At 43.3% G+C, this 15,978-nt stretch carries 15 protein-coding genes; 8 read left to right on the forward strand and 7 right to left on the reverse strand.

The genetic code is table 11. The features are described from left to right. The first annotated feature begins 8 nt into the window (after nucleotides 1-8). Both HOP08_15165 and HOP08_15170 read left to right on the forward strand, forming a co-directional pair. Nucleotides 9-1,520, forward strand: coding sequence for a malate:quinone oxidoreductase (locus tag HOP08_15165; GenBank protein ID NOT76266.1), 1,512 nt, complete (start codon nucleotides 9-11; stop codon nucleotides 1,518-1,520). A 34-nt stretch (nucleotides 1,521-1,554) separates the two neighbouring features. Next, nucleotides 1,555-2,916 (forward strand): alpha-amylase, encoded by a 1,362-nt coding sequence (locus HOP08_15170; GenBank protein ID NOT76267.1) that lies wholly within the window; start codon nucleotides 1,555-1,557, stop codon nucleotides 2,914-2,916. A gap of 76 nt (nucleotides 2,917-2,992) precedes the next feature. Here the strand turns inward: HOP08_15170 and HOP08_15175 are convergent, their stop codons facing one another. Further along, entirely contained in the window at nucleotides 2,993-5,377 is a 2,385-nt protein-coding gene (locus tag HOP08_15175; GenBank protein ID NOT76268.1) for an FtsX-like permease family protein, read from the reverse strand. A gap of 304 nt (nucleotides 5,378-5,681) precedes the next feature. Between HOP08_15175 and HOP08_15180 the strand changes: the two genes are divergently transcribed. After that, nucleotides 5,682-6,065, forward strand: a complete 384-nt coding sequence (locus HOP08_15180; GenBank protein ID NOT76269.1) for a DoxX family protein — start codon at nucleotides 5,682-5,684, stop codon at nucleotides 6,063-6,065. A 68-nt stretch (nucleotides 6,066-6,133) separates the two neighbouring features. Here the strand turns inward: HOP08_15180 and HOP08_15185 are convergent, their stop codons facing one another. Beyond that, nucleotides 6,134-7,120, reverse strand: coding sequence for a helix-turn-helix domain-containing protein (locus tag HOP08_15185; protein ID NOT76270.1), 987 nt, complete (start codon nucleotides 7,118-7,120; stop codon nucleotides 6,134-6,136). A 325-nt stretch (nucleotides 7,121-7,445) separates the two neighbouring features. Between HOP08_15185 and HOP08_15190 the strand changes: the two genes are divergently transcribed. The 3 genes from HOP08_15190 to HOP08_15200 are packed head-to-tail and all read left to right on the forward strand — an operon-like array spanning nucleotide 7,446 to nucleotide 8,704. Then, the gene (locus HOP08_15190; protein NOT76271.1) at nucleotides 7,446-7,859 is read left to right on the forward strand and encodes a VOC family protein; all 414 of its coding nucleotides are present in this window, start codon (nucleotides 7,446-7,448) and stop codon (nucleotides 7,857-7,859) included. Nucleotides 7,860-7,869: 10 nt separating this feature from the next. After that, the gene (locus HOP08_15195; protein NOT76272.1) at nucleotides 7,870-8,409 is read left to right on the forward strand and encodes an SRPBCC family protein; all 540 of its coding nucleotides are present in this window, start codon (nucleotides 7,870-7,872) and stop codon (nucleotides 8,407-8,409) included. A gap of 58 nt (nucleotides 8,410-8,467) precedes the next feature. Next, entirely contained in the window at nucleotides 8,468-8,704 is a 237-nt protein-coding gene (locus tag HOP08_15200; protein ID NOT76273.1) for a hypothetical protein, read from the forward strand. Nucleotides 8,705-8,756: 52 nt separating this feature from the next. Here the strand turns inward: HOP08_15200 and HOP08_15205 are convergent, their stop codons facing one another. Continuing rightward, nucleotides 8,757-9,191 (reverse strand): hypothetical protein, encoded by a 435-nt coding sequence (locus HOP08_15205; GenBank protein ID NOT76274.1) that lies wholly within the window; start codon nucleotides 9,189-9,191, stop codon nucleotides 8,757-8,759. A gap of 235 nt (nucleotides 9,192-9,426) precedes the next feature. On the opposite strand from HOP08_15205, the gene HOP08_15210 reads away from it, so the two are divergent. Further along, nucleotides 9,427-9,798 (forward strand): hypothetical protein, encoded by a 372-nt coding sequence (locus HOP08_15210; GenBank protein ID NOT76275.1) that lies wholly within the window; start codon nucleotides 9,427-9,429, stop codon nucleotides 9,796-9,798. Here HOP08_15210 and HOP08_15215 read toward each other — a convergent pair. After that, the gene (locus HOP08_15215) at nucleotides 9,795-10,778 is read right to left on the reverse strand and encodes an ABC transporter ATP-binding protein (GenBank protein NOT76276.1); all 984 of its coding nucleotides are present in this window, start codon (nucleotides 10,776-10,778) and stop codon (nucleotides 9,795-9,797) included. The two genes, HOP08_15210 and HOP08_15215, sit on opposite strands and share 4 nt — an antisense overlap. A 138-nt stretch (nucleotides 10,779-10,916) precedes the next feature. On the opposite strand from HOP08_15215, the gene HOP08_15220 reads away from it, so the two are divergent. Then, nucleotides 10,917-12,554, forward strand: coding sequence for an ABC-F family ATP-binding cassette domain-containing protein (locus HOP08_15220; protein NOT76277.1), 1,638 nt, complete (start codon nucleotides 10,917-10,919; stop codon nucleotides 12,552-12,554). Between the two features lie 9 nt (nucleotides 12,555-12,563). Here HOP08_15220 and HOP08_15225 read toward each other — a convergent pair whose 3' ends face one another. From HOP08_15225 to HOP08_15235, 3 genes are read right to left on the reverse strand one after another with little or no spacing between them, the layout of a single operon-like run. Then, complete coding sequence (locus HOP08_15225) at nucleotides 12,564-13,241, reverse strand: DUF1669 domain-containing protein (protein ID NOT76278.1); 678 nt, start codon at nucleotides 13,239-13,241, stop codon at nucleotides 12,564-12,566. A gap of 8 nt (nucleotides 13,242-13,249) precedes the next feature. Next, nucleotides 13,250-15,409, reverse strand: a complete 2,160-nt coding sequence (locus HOP08_15230; protein NOT76279.1) for a xanthine dehydrogenase family protein molybdopterin-binding subunit — start codon at nucleotides 15,407-15,409, stop codon at nucleotides 13,250-13,252. A 2-nt stretch (nucleotides 15,410-15,411) separates the two neighbouring features. Further along, nucleotides 15,412-15,873 (reverse strand): (2Fe-2S)-binding protein, encoded by a 462-nt coding sequence (locus HOP08_15235; protein NOT76280.1) that lies wholly within the window; start codon nucleotides 15,871-15,873, stop codon nucleotides 15,412-15,414. Between the last annotated feature and the right edge of the window lie 105 nt (nucleotides 15,874-15,978).

A 15,978-nucleotide genomic window follows, 5' to 3' on the forward strand; every position in this document is an offset into this window, starting at 1 on the left:
TTCGCATTATGGCTAAAATCACCCCCCCTAAATCCGGACCTGATGTTGTTTTAATTGGCGCTGGCATCATGAGTGCCACGCTCGGCGTGCTGTTGAAAGAGCTCAAGCCCGACCTGACCATAGAGATATTTGAGCGTCTGGATGTAGCAGGATCAGAAAGCTCTGATGCCTGGAACAATGCCGGCACCGGACACTCTGCCTTTTGTGAATTGAATTATACTCCCCAGAACTCAAAGGGTTCGATCGATATATTAAAGGCAACCAAGATTGCCGAGTCATTTGAAGGTTCCAAAGAATTCTGGACCTACCTGATGGAACAGAAGTTCATGTCAAATGCGTCTGACTTCATAACCCGTGTTCCACACTTCAGCCTTGTCTGGGGAGATGACAACGTTGCTTTCCTCAAGAAAAGATATCAGCTCATGCAGAATACTCCTCTCTTCAGGGGAATGGAATATTCAGAAGATCCTGAAAAATTAACAGAGTGGTTTCCGGTTGCCATGCGTGGCCGCAAAAAGAATCAGTCGGTCGCTGCTACACGCATGGAGATTGGAACCGATGTGAACTTCGGTGCATTGACAAGAGGCATGCTTGACTACCTGAAAAGCAAACCAGGGGTATCGGTTCATTATGAACATGAAGTCACAGACCTTGATCAGCAAAAAGATAACACCTGGGAAGTAAAGGTAGAAGACCTGAAGACTGACAAGAAGAGAAAGGTAACGGCCACGTTTGTGTTCATCGGTGCGGGTGGAGCTTCACTTCATCTTCTTGAAAAATCAGACATCCGTGAAGGAAAAGGTTTTGGTGGTTTCCCGGTTGGTGGCCAATGGCTTAAATGTGTAAATCCGGAACTGATCGAGAAGCATTTTGCTAAAGTATATGGCAAAGCTTCTGTTGGCTCCCCTCCTATGTCAGTGCCTCACGTTGATTCACGATGGATCAATGGTAAGAAGGAATTACTGTTTGGACCATTTGCTGGATTCTCAACGAAGTTCTTAAAGAATGGATCGTTCATGGATCTTCCTAAATCGATTCAGCTTGATAACGTATTGCCAATGGTTTATGCCGGCCTTAGAAATGTTGACCTTACCAAATATCTTATCCAACAGGTAAGGCAAACACCGGAAGACAGGTTGACTGCCTTGCGTGAATACGTTCCTTATGCCAAGATGGAAGACTGGGAACTGCTGGATGCTGGTCAGCGGGTTCAGGTAATCAAGAAAGATGCAGACCAGGGTGGCGTGCTTGAGTTTGGAACAGAGGTAGTTGTTGCAGAAGATGGAAGCATCGCGGCATTGCTGGGCGCTTCTCCTGGTGCATCAACAGCAGTATCAATTATGCTGGGATTGATTCCGAAATGTTTTAAAGGTGATTCACAACAGGCATCCTGGAAGAACAAGCTGAAAGAGATGGTGCCGTCTTATCGTCGCTTTTTACGCGACAGCGATGAAATGGTGAAGGAATCACGTGAGCGTACCCATAAAGCTTTGGGAATTTCTGTAAAAACCCCTGCCTGAATTATTACATTTAATTAACGATTACCAACCTCCTATGAACAAGTACATTATTGTCCTGTGTGTCTTTGCAGCCTGTCTCTACTCATGTCAGACTAAAACTTCGAATGATGTTCCGTCATCAACGTCGAAAGGAATTACATTCCCTGAGAAAGTAGCGGATGGCACCATTTATGAAGTCAATATCCGTCAGCATACAAAAGAAGGAACGATCAATGCTTTTGCAAAGGATCTTCCACGCTTAAAAGATCTTGGCGTAAAGATGCTCTGGATCATGCCTGTCCAACCGATCGGCGTGCTGAAGCGCAAAGAACCTCTTGGAAGCTATTACTCCATCAGTGATTACAAAAAGGTAAATCCTGAGTTTGGTACAGATGAAGATTTCAAGAATCTTGTTACGAAGACTCATGAGCTCGGCATGTACCTGATCCTTGACTGGGTACCGAATCACACTGCATGGGATCATCCATGGATCACAGAGCATCCGGATTACTATGCTCATGATGAAAAGGGAAACATCGCTCACGAATCAGACTGGGATGATATCGCATTACTGGATCACACCAATCCGGGAGCACGATCATTGATGATCAGCGATATGAAGTATTGGGTAACGAATTTCGATATTGATGGATTCCGTTGTGACCACGCAGGTCATGAGATCCCATTGTATTTCTGGGAAGAAGCAAGGACTGCCATTGATCCTGAGAAAGATATTTTCTGGCTGGCAGAATGGGACGGTGCCCGCATGCATCTTCAGTTTGACGCAACGTATGCATGGCCATTGCTGACCATTCAGGACAAAGTGGGTAAAGGAGAAGCCAACGCAAATGATCTGGCAAAATGGATTGCCGATGATCTTAAGGAATATGGTCAGAAACCATTCAGAATGACGATGATCACCAATCATGATGAAAACTCATGGCATGGAACAGAGTTTGAACGTTATGGTGATGGAGCAAAGACATTCGCGACATTTATCTTCACAGCGTATGGTGTGCCGATGCTTTACAGCGGTCAGGATGCCGGCCTCGATAAGCGTTTGAAATTCTTCTCCAAAGACTCCATTGACTGGAGTGATCCTAAACAATTCCAACCGTTTTATAAAAAGCTTATTTCGCTGCACAAGGATAACAAGGCTTTGTGGGCTGGTGAATACGGTGCGATGCCTGTAAGAATCAACGATGCGGATCCTAATGTTTATGCATTCCAGAGGACAAAAGAAAACAACAGCGTGATCAGTGTATTGAACTTCTCCGGTAAGCCACAGGAACTTCGTATCAAAGATGAGAAGGCAGCCGGAACGTATAAAGATTATTTCACGGGAGAGAGTTTTGAACTTTCCGCAGCAAAGCCATTGAAGTTAACTCCATGGCAGTATCTGGTATTCGTTCGCTAGTTTAAAATATTGACGAATAAAAAAAGCCCTTCAATCAAGGGCTTTTTTTATGTTCTTTAAAATGAAAACTATTGTTCTATTGTTCTTTCAATGAGTTAACAGGATTTGTAGTAGCTGCTTTCAATGAGTGATAGCTCACGGTAGCAAACGCTACAAAGAGTCCAACGAAAGCGGCATAGACGAATACAATCCAGGCAAACCCGACATTATAAGAGAATCCCTGAAGCCAGCGATCCGTTGCGTAATAAGCAAGAGGTGCAGCGATGAGCATTCCCATCAATACAAGCTTCAGAAAATCCTTGGACATCATAAAGAGAATTCCGGGAACTGATGCACCGAGCACTTTGCGAACGGCTACCGACTTACGGCTTTGCTCCATGGTAAACGAGGCAAGACCAAATAATCCAAGACAGGAGATCAGGATTGCCATCCCTGAAAATACTCCAAACAGCTGGCCGAGCTTTTTCTCCTGATCAAACAGCTTGTCGAATGTTTCATCCAGGAACTGATATTCAAATTCATAGGATGGAAGAACGGCCTTCCATTCTTTCTCGATCGCGGCAACCATTTCACTCATGTTGGTTGATTTCACTTTTATAGCCATAAATCTTCCTTCATAGGCAGGTTCAAGATACATAGCCAGTGGATCGATGGCATCATGGAGATGTTTGAAGTGAAAATCTTCAATGACACCAATCACGCGACCCGGAATGGAATCCCTGCCACCAAAGTCCATCATCTTTCCAACAGCTTCATCGAGCTTCCAGCCAAAATGCTTTAATGCAGTTTCATTGATGACAAATTCCTTATAGAACTGTTTTGATTCCGGCTGAAAATAAGTGCCTGCTTTCATCTTCATGCCAAGTGTGTTAAGCAGATCAGGATCCCCACTGAAATTATAAAGATTAGCAGCGATGTTGTCCGGGGCACCTTCATACCAGAACGTGCTGGTTCTTACCATTTGCCCCGGCATCTCATTGAATCGTGTCACACTTTGAACTCCTGCTACTCTGGAGAGCTCGTTCTTTACGGTGAGATCCCCTACGCTATCGCGTGGCATTTTGAGAACCAGTACTTCCTCTCTTTCAAATCCAATATCCTTCTGCAGCATATAGTCCAATTGAGAATACACTACATAGGTTCCAACCATAATGATAAATGCAATGGCGAATTGAAATACCACCAGCCCTTTGCGAAGGATTTGTCCGCTGACATTACCAATGAACTTTCCTTTCAGTACTGTTACAGGCTTGAAGCTCGAAAGGAAGAATGCAGGATATAATCCAGCTACAAGGCCAGCAAACAATGTTATTCCCATGAATACCATGACAATGGTTCCATTCTGCAGTGGATTAATGACCAGGAGCTTGCCGGATGCGTCATTGAATGATGGAACTACGATACCTAACAAGACAATAGATATGGCAAGTGCAATGAAACTGATGATAACGGATTCACTGAGGAATTGAAAGATCAGCTGCCTCTTTTGACTTCCCACTACTTTACGGATACCCACTTCCCTGGCCCTCTTCAATGACTGAGCCGTGGTAAGATTCATAAAGTTGATGCAGGCAATGATGAGAATAAAGAATGCAATGGCAGAAAGAATATAAACGGTGCCAACATTTCCGTTTGCTTCGATCTCGAGTCCGCGGTTAGAGTAAAGATGGATAGAAGTCAGCGGTTGAAGTCTCAGGATGTTCCTTCTGTCTTCAGGTCTGCGCTGCTGATAGGTATCGAGGAACTCTGATATCTTTTTCTCAAAGCTTATGTAGTCAAGATCGTTGGGAAGCACGAGGTAAGTATAGTGGCTGGTAAGAGAGTTCCAGCCGGTCTTTGAATCAGGACGCATCTGTTCGTAGTTGTCTGATGAAGCCATGATGTCCATGTGTACATGGGAATTCGAAGGCAATGCTTTAAAGACTCCGGTGATGACAAATTCCTTTTTACCGGTCACCATAGTAAGGGTCTTGCCTATCGGGTCTTCTTCACCGAAATAAGTCCGGGCTCTCTCTTCTGAAAGCACCATTGAATTGATGTTAGCCAAAGCGGTTGTTGGATCTCCCTTTACTAATGCGATGTCCATTACATCAAAGACGGATGAATCGGCATAAAACACTTTCTCTTTGTTCTTGATGAGAGAGCCTGAACCGGAATTCAGCATGAAGACCTCAACAGGTTTGATGCGGGTAAAGGCTGTTACCTCTGCGAAATTGTCTTTCAGCAACTGGCCCAAAGGGAAAGCAGAGATGGCCCATTTATTTGCCTCAAGATCTACCACCACCCTGTAAATTCTATCAGCTCTTTTATTCTGACGATCATACCCAAGCTCAAATTGAACGAACAAGGCGATCAGAATGCAGCAGGTCATACCAATTGCAAGTCCGATGATATTGATGGAGGCATGAAGCTTATTTCTTGACAAACTGCGGAGGGCAACCAGGAAGTAACTTTTGAGCATGAAGGGTTTGTTAGGTGGTTGAGAAGATTAAAAAAGGGTTTTATTCCATTATTCAGGCCAGATTAAATTACTGGTTTTCAATTCAGAATCTGTTCCTGCATTTGATTTCATGTACGCATACGGGCGCTATATGTTCGGAAACGGGATTAAATTTTCATTCATTTGTAACTGGCTTTCTGTCGCGCTTACCCCCGTAGAATGCCGCACAGACACCGTGGCGGGAACTTTGAAGGTTGATAAGTTTGTACCCATAAGATGCATCATCAACACATATAGTTTTAACCCTTATTAAAAATCAAACCCTATGAAAAAGACAAACATCATCTATTGGATCTTCACTGGCTTAATGACTGCCATGATTGGAATTGGCGGGATATTCGATGCCTTCGCAGCGAAGGAAGCTGTTGAACACATCACAAGGATTGGTTATCCCGAATACCTCGTTCCCTTTCTTGGTGTGGCTAAGGTTCTGGGATTGATCGCCATTCTTGTTCCCGGCTTTCCAAGACTAAAAGAGTGGGCGTATGCCGGTATCGTTTATGATCTTGCCGGTGCTATGTACTCTCATATTGCTTTTGGAGATGGTCCTTCCGAGTGGGCTGGATTCTTCATTATGTTTGGAATCATCGCTGGCTCCTACATCTATCATCACAAACGTCTGCGCGAAAAAGCTGCTGTTCTGGCGTAAGTGAAGTCCATTATAAAAAAACGCACTGGCAATAATTCTGCCAGTGCGTTTTTTGTTGTTCACTCAGCCTAAGCGCTCATCAGCATTTCCTTATTATACTTGTTTCTGTATTCTACCGGTGACAACCCTGTGGTTCTTTTAAAGATCGTGCGGAATGCTTTTGTATCTGAATATCCTACCGTGTCCATGATCTCGTTGATATTCTTTCTGCTGGTTTCAAAGCTCTTCTTTGCAGCTTCCATCTTTACTCTTTGAATGTATTCCGAAACGGTGTTGCAGGTTGCTTTCTTGAAACGTCGTTCCAGGCTTCTACGACCTACAGCAAACATATTGGCCAGGGCATCCACTGTGATCTTGTCCTGAAAGTTGTTCTCAATAAACTCCTGAGCCTTTCTTACCGGTTCATCATCATGTTCTTTTTGTCCCATGAAGATTGAAAAAGGAGATTGACTGCCCCGGTCTATTTCGATCTCATACATCTTAGCACAAAGGATCGCTACTTCCCTTCCTGCATGCTTTTCGATGAGGTAGATGATCAGGTTCCAGAATGAATTTGCGCCGCCGCTGGTATAAATGCCATGCTCATCAGTAATGATCTTCTCAGATATCAATGTCACATCCGGGAACATCTTTCTGAAGTCGTTGGTAGCCATCCAGTGTGTAGCGCATTTCTTTCCACTCAGTAGTCCGGTAGACGCAAGCAGGAAGGTTCCTACACAAAGACTTGCAACCTCTGCCCCATCTTTGTATTGCTTGTTGATCCAGGGGAAAAATTCTTTGTTCATATCAATGACTTTCTCCATGTCTCCGTTTACTGCGGGGATGATGATCATGTCAGTCTTCTTTACATTGGTGATGCTTCTCTCCGGAGTAATGGAGAACAACCGATCATATACCTGCGGTGACTGATCTATTCCCACCAATTGAACTTCGAACATGGGTGCTTTTCCGAGGCTTACTAAAAAGTCATTGGCCTTGTTGAAAGCAATAAAGGATCCTTCAATACAGCTTACTGCTGTTGCTCCGCGTGTAACCAGAATTGAAATGTGTTTCATAGTTGTGTTTTTTTGATCGGTTGCTGAGTGACTATGAATCAAAACTAGAATATTGATTTGTCGCAATCAACCCCTCTAAGTGGCGTATTTACACCTCACTTTGCGTAAAACCCTCAAATTATTGCAGAATAGCCGATTTTGGCTTCAGGAAATTGCCATATCCGACTGATTTTTTTTAAAGAATGCATTGCCTGACATCGAAGGTGCTCATCCTATAAATTCAACAGATAACGAATGTCGTGATTGGCCCCTCAGATTGCCGCAATGATCCCCGCACAGTATCTATCAATCAAGGTAGTTTTGAGCTATAATTCGATTCGATCAGATGTCTCAGATCAATGCTTATCTAACTTTCAATGGAAATTGTCGCGAGGCAATGACCTTTTATAAGGAATGTCTGGGAGGTGAGCTGACTCTTCAACCGGTAGAGGGTTCACCGATGGAAAATCAATTTCCTCCATCGGCAAGAAATACGATCTTGCATGCGAGTCTGGTCAATGGAGAACTTGTGTTGTTGGGATCGGATGTCTCCGGATCGGCTGGAGTCATTACCGGGAATTCAATTTCATTGTCGCTTAATTGCGGGAGTGAAAAAGAAATAAAAACATACTTTAAAAAGCTTTCTTCAGAAGGACAAGTCGTTCATCCTCTCCATGATTTCTTTGCAGGAATGATGGGAACCGTTACCGACAAGTTTGGAAGAGACTGGCTGTTGTATTTTGAAAAACAAACTATCTAAAACCTGACTCATGACCATTATAATCTGGATTATTTCTGTGATAGCCATCATCATAGGCCTGTTTCTCCTGATCGCGCTCTTTATCAGGAAGGAATACGCTATTGAAAAGGATATCATTATCTCAAGACCGCTATCAGATGTATTTGCTTATGTACGCCTGATTAAAAATCAGGATCAGTATAATAAGTGGTGGCAGCTCGATATGAATTCAAAAAGAGAGTACACTGGGACTGATGGTCAGGTAGGCTTTATCGCAGCCTGGAACAGTACCAATAATCAGGCAGGTGAAGGAGCTCAGGAGATTACCAGCATTAAGGAAGGCGAATCCATTGATTGCGAGATACGATTCGTCAGACCGTTTGCAGGAGTCTCTCAAACAACAATGACCACCACTCCCCTGGATGCTCAGCATACAAAAGTAAAATGGACATTTAATGGAAGCAGCAAGTATCCCATGAATGCAATGTTTGCTATGTTGAAACTTGATCAGGTACTGGGAAAGGATCTGGCATTGAGTCTTGAAAATCTCAAGAAGAAACTTGAGAACTAGAGCAGGTGGAATAGTTATTGCAGAGAAAGAACATCTTAAGAACAGAAGTTAATCATACATGGTCGAGATTTTCAAAACCAACGTGAATGAAACTGATCAGGCGGAATTGCTGATGGATCGGATGAATCTTGTCTTTCCTGATTATAAGATCAATTTTGACCTGGATGACTGTGACAGGATCTTAAGAGTGAAAAACCCGGAGGGTCCAGTTCAATCAGAACAGATCATCGTGATCATGGAGGCATTCGGGCACTGGAGTGAGATATTGGAAGATGAAATACTCGTTGCCGGGTAAAAAAAATGACCTCCGTTTCCGGAAGCCATTTATCATTTGAAAAAGATCCTTTTTAATTGCAGGTGCCAACACCGGTAATATAAACATCAATGGTTACTGCTGAACCTGATGTATCTGCCTGGGCACTGAGAGTTGTATGATAGACGCCCCCGCTTAGATTAGCATTAAACTCTTCACAGCCTCCGGGAGGTGCGAACAGAAAATAGCTCCCCTGGATGCTGATGGTGGCATCATAGTATGTTGTTGTAGAATAACCTGCTCCGATCGTCCAGAGATAACTGCTGGCATTATTTACACAGTTGGTTCTGAAAAGTACAGTCTGCGATTGAGTCATCGTAATGCTTGCAATATTCGGTCCGTTGTCGGCGGACATATTTACTGAAGAACTAAGGCAATGGAAAGGAACTACCGGCGCCTCCTTCTTAAATGAAAACAGTAGCAATGAAAGCCCAACCAGAGCTGCAGGTAAAAGACTGATCTTTCTCATAAGGTTTAGATTTTGTTTGAAGTTTATTATAGGACCTTATTAAATCTAGAAGTTTACCCGTGAAGAGGCAAGACTAAATCGTCGAATGACATGATAAAATTGTTATTAATTCAAGGCATTTCAGATCAGTAAGCCTGACTCTATAGGATCCTTTAGATTATGTATAGGATTCTTTAGATAACAAGAGAATTGTTGATCATAATTTATAATTTCGATCTTCTAATCTATCATAACAATGCAACAACAAACTCTCGTTCTTCTTTTTTTCTATGGTGTATTTCTGATTTTATGTGGAATTACCTCTGTCATTTTCATTGGCATGAAAGCAAAGACAGCCTTGATTTCCGGTGGAATCTCAGGACTCGCTTCTATCGGCATTGGTCACATGATCTCAACAAACAGTCCGCCTTTTGAACTTGCTGGTGTTTTATTGCCATTACTTTTGTTCATCGTTTTTTCCTGGAGATCCACCAAGACACTTTTCAAAATATTCGAATTGATTCCCTCCAATCATGAGGACCTGAAGGGTAAAGGTGTGGCCTTTCTTATTATCAGCCTGATGGCGGTAGTTTCTCTGGTGGTTTTTATTCTTCAGATTATCAATTAATCCAGGAACCAGACTTCCTTGTCAGAAATAGAGATGCTCACCCGTGCTCCTTCCTGAAAATGGCTATCCATAGATCGGACTGTTACCAAAGTATCCGCTATTGCCATCTCAACTTCATAGTGACTTCCGAAATAATGGACCCCTGTAACCGTTCCGGACATGGAATTATTTTCGGCTGGCATCACTCTTATCTTTTCTGGTCGCAGGAAAATATTCTTCTTCACAATGTTTGAAGGCAAGCTTAGACTGTCACCGAACTTATCGACCGGCAGAAGATTAAATTTTCCAAAGAGTCCTGCTGTATATCGATCAACTGGTTGATTATATATCTGAGCAGGTATCCCCTTCTGAATTATTCTTCCATTCTTCATGACAAGGATTTCATCTGCCCATGAAAGAGTATCCAGCGGATCATGAGAAACGAGAATGCTGGTGATCTTTAACTGATCACCAATATCATAAATCACCTCTTTTAAAATATTCTTATGGGTTATATCAAGATTGGAGAACGGTTCATCCAGTAATAAAAGTTTTGGTGATCGCACCAATGCTCTTGCTAAAGCAACACGCTGCCGTTCACCTCCGGAGAGCTCTTCTGTTCTACGCTTAAGAAATTCTGTGATCTGACATAGTTCATAAACCAGATGGGCATCCTCACCTGCAAGTTCGTTTGAATAACCCAGTGCCTGCTCTACCCTTAACGACCTGGGCATGTCATACTGTTGTGACAGATAGGCAATCTCAGAATGTCCTGGCACTAATTGTTCTTCGGGTCCATTTACGTGCTGGTCGTCAAAGAGAACCTCTCCATTATCCGGTTGTACAAGTCCTGAAATGATTTTTAGTAGCGTCGTTTTTCCTGAACCGGTTTCTCCAGCAATGGCGATTTTGTAGAAACGCTCCTGAGAGAAATCAATATCGGAGAGCACAAAGCCATCATCGCTTTTCTTACTGATTCCTGAAACTTTCAATAAAGGCATTCTGATCCTGGCTTGTGGCGGAAAATATACGACTAGATATGGTAAGCCAGAAACGTGGGCAGATATGAAACGGATTCCAATTTTATGGCTTTAATCTTTCAGCTTTCCCAGTATCTTTGCACCCTTATTTTATAATCAATGATTTCTGTAGACGCAGTCACGGTAGAGTTTAACGGTTCAGCTCTTTTCAGCAACATTTCTTTTAATATTAACGACAACGACCGGATTGCCTTAATGGGCAAAAACGGCGCTGGAAAGTCGACCTTGCTGAAGATCATAGCAGGTTATAGCAAACCTACCCGCGGTAAAGTATCGGCTCCTAAGGATGCGATCATTGCCTATCTGCCCCAGCATTTGCTGACAGAGGATAATGCAACGGTTTTTGAAGAAGCCTCCAAGGCTTTTGGGAAGATCCTTGACATGAAAAAGCAGATGGATCATCTCAATCATCAGCTTGAAACCCGTACGGATTATGAATCCGATGATTACGCAAAGATCATTGAACAAGTATCGGAACTAAGTGAAAAATACTATTCTGTAGAAGAAATAAATTTTGATGCAGAAGTAGAGAAGACTCTTATGGGTCTTGGCTTTTTAAGATCTGATTTCAGCAGGCCAACAAAGGAATTCAGTGGTGGATGGCGCATGCGGATTGAGCTGGCGAAGATCCTCCTGCAAAAGCCTGATCTGGTTTTGCTTGATGAGCCTACAAATCATATGGATATTGATTCCATTCAATGGCTGGAAGATTTCCTGATCAACAATGCGAAGGCGGTAATTGTTATCAGTCACGATAAGACATTCGTTGATAACATTACGAACCGTACGATTGAAGTTACCATGGGCCGTATCTACGACTACAAGGCAAAGTATACACACTATCTTCAGCTTCGTAAAGAGCGTCGTGAGCAGCAGCAGAAGCAATTTGAAGATCAGAGAAAGCAGATTGCCGACATTCAGGAATTCATTGATCGTTTTAAAGGAACATATTCTAAAACCCTTCAGGTACAATCCCGTGTGAAGACACTTGAAAAGATCGAGATCATTGAGGTGGATGAAGTGGATTCCTCAGCGTTGAATCTGAAGTTCCCTCCTGCTCCCCGTTCTGGTAATTATCCTGTCATCATTGAAGGGATGACAAAGAAGTATGGTGATCATACAGTTTTAAAGGATGTATCTCTTACGATTTCACGTGGAGAACGAATTGCCTTTATTGGAAAGAACGGTGAGGGTAAATCGACGCTTGTAAAGGCGATCATGAGTGAGATTGAGTTTGAAGGAAAAGTTCAGCTTGGACATGGATCCCTGATCGGATACTTTGCACAGAATCAGGCGTCTCTTCTGGATGAAAGCCTTACCGTATTTCAGACGATCGATCAGATTGCTGTTGGAGATATCAGAACAAAGATCAAGGACATCCTCGGCGCTTTTATGTTCAGTGGTGAATCCATTGACAAAAAAGTGAAGATGCTTTCAGGAGGAGAGAAAACACGTCTCGCGATGATCAAGCTTCTTCTTCAGCCTGTCAACCTTCTTATTCTTGATGAGCCTACCAATCATCTTGACATCAAGACCAAGGATATTCTGAAAGAAGCTTTGATTGCATTCGATGGCACAATGATCCTCGTATCTCACGACCGCGACTTCCTGGATGGCCTTGCAACAAAGGTTTTTGAATTTGGAAACAAGCGGGTGAAAGAGCATTTTGAAGATATCACAGGATTCCTGAGAAATAAGAAGATCGAGAATCTGAGAGAGGTAGAGAGGAAGTCTTAAATATTACTCTTACACAAAATCTCCCATTCCATTCCACAGTTTCTCAAACTGTTCTTTGAACTCACGTACCAAACCACCTTCTGTGGTTACGATGATGTTCTCATGATTGTACATGGCGGCACTGCGTGTCCAGTTGTAGCTTCCTGTAATTAAAGACTCATCATCAATGATCATGAATTTATGATGCATGTGATTCGGGGTGTTATCAATCCTGATAGAGATCCCTGCCTTTGAAAGTGTTGTGATGTCCGAACCAATATCCAAAAGCTTGTCGTTGTCTGTGAGAATGCGGATTGCTACATTTCGTTTATGCGCTGCGAGAATTGCAGACGTGATGACGTCATCACTGATGGTGAACACACATATCTTAAGATTACCCGTGGCAGAGTTAATATGATTGATGATGGAATTCCGGCAAGTCTCGCCGGGACTGAAATAGGCTTCTGATTTTTCGCTGGATCTGGAATTTAATGTGCTGTTGATGTTCTTCACCCATTCAAGGATGAACTTGTAATTCTCCGGCGTTATTTTCTCGTTGGCAATTTCAAACATCTTGCTTCTGAGAAAATTGATCTTGTCCTGATCAGGTGCCTGTTCCACCACCAGTTTTCTGAGAGCATCTTTTTCCTGTTTGGAGATCATCCCATCGGCGATACTCTTCTGAAACTGACTGATTATTTCTTCCATAGGAAACGTTAAATCTTATCTCCTATGCTTATCCCTTCCAGACCTTCCTGTTTGGTAAACGGCTGATGATACAATCTCTTTCCTGTTGCTTTCGCCAGTGCATTGCCTACTGCTCCTCCTGTTGGAGGTAAGGCAGGTTCTCCGAGGCCAGTAGGATCTATTCCGTTATCAATAAAATGTATGTCAATCTGAGGAACTTCCTTCATTCGGATCAGTCGATAGCTGTTGAAGTTCTTTTGCTCTACAGCGCCATCTTTGAAAGTCAGATTTCCGTAAAGGGCATGACCCAGACCATCCACCACCCCACCTCTTACCTGTTGATTTGCACCAATAAGATTTATGACAATTCCACAATCCACGGCGGCATGGATCTTTTCCAGAACCGGATTGCCTTTCGCCATACTTACCTCAGCTACCTGCGCAACATACGATCGATGTGAGAAGTAAACACTAAATCCCTGAGCCACATCTTTCTTTTTGCCCCATCCCGACTTTTCAGCGGCTGTCTCAATGACTTTCTTCATCCGGTCGATGTCATACTTGATTGCTCCTACTGGTGCCTTCTTTGCCTTCTCCAGGAGTGCAAGGCGGAACTGGATCGGATCCTGCTTGGCAACAGCAGCAACTTCGTCAATGAATGATTGTTCCGCGAAAGCGAGAAAATTAGTGATCGGTGCACGCCATGCCCCGGTAGTGATCGGTGATTTATGCTCTACTGATTCTATCAATAGATTATCAACAGCGCCAGAGGGAAAATTATCCTCACGGGTAGAGTTTCCTGAATTGATACCAGCCCCCCTCAATTTATATCCGATCAGATTACCATTGATATCCAATGCTGCTTCAAAGCGGTAGCGTACTGCAGGCCGATAGCTTCCACCTGACATGTCATCTTCCCGCGTCCAGATAACTTTTACAGGCGATTTAATGATGGATGATAATTCGGCTGCTTCAATTGCATAATCTGCCTTCAATCTTCGACCAAATCCGCCACCGAGTCTTGTGATCTCGACTGTTATTTTATCCGGAGCAATTCCTAAAAGCTTTGCGACTTCATTTCTGGCAAGATCAGGAGTTTGCGTAGGTCCTATCAGCTCCACTCCATCCGCTTTTACATTTGCAAAGAAGTTCATCGGTTCCATCGGACTATGCGACAGAAACGGACATTGGTACTCACGTGAAATGACCTTAGCGGCAGATTTGAATGCCGCCTCTACATCTCCATCCTTACGTCTTTGCGTTGCATCCTTACCATCCAGGAGTTCTTTGAAAATCCGATCGTGATCCGTTGAGCTTTCAATTTTTCCATCGGCTTCATACTCAATCCTCAATAGCTTCCGAGCCTTGTTAACCTGCCAGGTAGATTTGCCTACAACCGCGACATTGTTCTTGAAGGTCACGACATCCACGATGCCTGTCATCGCCTTAGCAGCAGCACTGTCCACGGATTTAATCTTCATTCCAAATGCTGTTGGCCGCTGGATCATGGCAAACAGCATTCCTTCACGATAGACATCCAATCCGAATAGTGGTTTACCAGTGAACAACTCCTTGTTGTCAACATTGTGAATAGCCTGACCTATTATCTTGAAATCCTTTTTATCTTTTAGTTTAACCTCTGTTGGCAATGCAATGGCAGAAGCTTCTGTTGCCAGCTCACCATATGTAATTTTCCGGCCATCGGAATGAAGTACCATGCCGTTTGCGGCAGTGAGGGTATTGGAAGCAACTCCCCATCGTTTCGCAGCAGCCTCTGTCAGTAAATACTTTGCAGTAGCTCCTGCCTTTCTAAGCCGCTCCCATGAATGAGGAATCGCTCCGCTTCCACCGGTCAATTGACGTTCAAACTTCTTTGTATCGAGCGCCGCCTGAACCACTTTTACTTTTGACCAGTCGGCCTCAAGTTCTTCCGCGACGATCATCGGGAAAGAAGTTTTGATGTTCTGCCCTAATTCCGGATTGGGAGAATAAATGGTAATGATATTATCCGGTGATATGGAGAGAAAAGCATTGAAGTCAATGTTTCCGGAAGCAACATCCGATGGATTTAATACTTCCATGGGTGATGCAGCTGATTCATTCCAATGAAATCCCAGGAACAAGCCACCACCTGCTGTTGCAGCAAGCTTAATAAAATCGCGACGATTCGTTTTGAGTTCGATAGACATACTTATTTCATTTTGGAAGACGCCAGTGTTACTGCTTCATGAATACGATGATAGGTTCCGCAGCGGCATATGTTGCCATTCATTGCATCATCAATATCCTTTGAACTTGGCCTGGGATTCTTTCCCAGCAATGCTGAAGCGGTCATGATCTGACCAGCCTGACAATAGCCGCACTGAGCGACATCTACTTCTTCCCAGGCTTTTTGCACTGGGTGGTCTCCATTTTCAGAAAGACCTTCGATTGTTATAACTTTCTTTGAACCTATGGAGGAGATCGGCAGTGAACAGGATCTTACGGCTGTTCCATTCAGATGCACAGTGCATGCTCCGCATTGAGCAATCCCACATCCATATTTAGTGCCAACCAATCCGAGATTATCCCTAAGCACCCAGAGTAAAGGTGTATCAGCGTCAGCATCGGTCTCGTAACTGCGACCGTTGATCTGTAAATTGTAATGTGCCATATAAAAAAGTTATATGGCTAAGGTAATGAATTTAAACCTTGCTTTAGACGACTTTACAAAGGCGAAATGACCCGTTGATAGAAGGCAGAATCCTTCCACCTAAGG

Source organism: Cyclobacteriaceae bacterium (assembly GCA_013141055.1).
In the GTDB taxonomy this organism is placed as follows: Bacteria; Bacteroidota; Bacteroidia; order Cytophagales; family Cyclobacteriaceae; genus ELB16-189.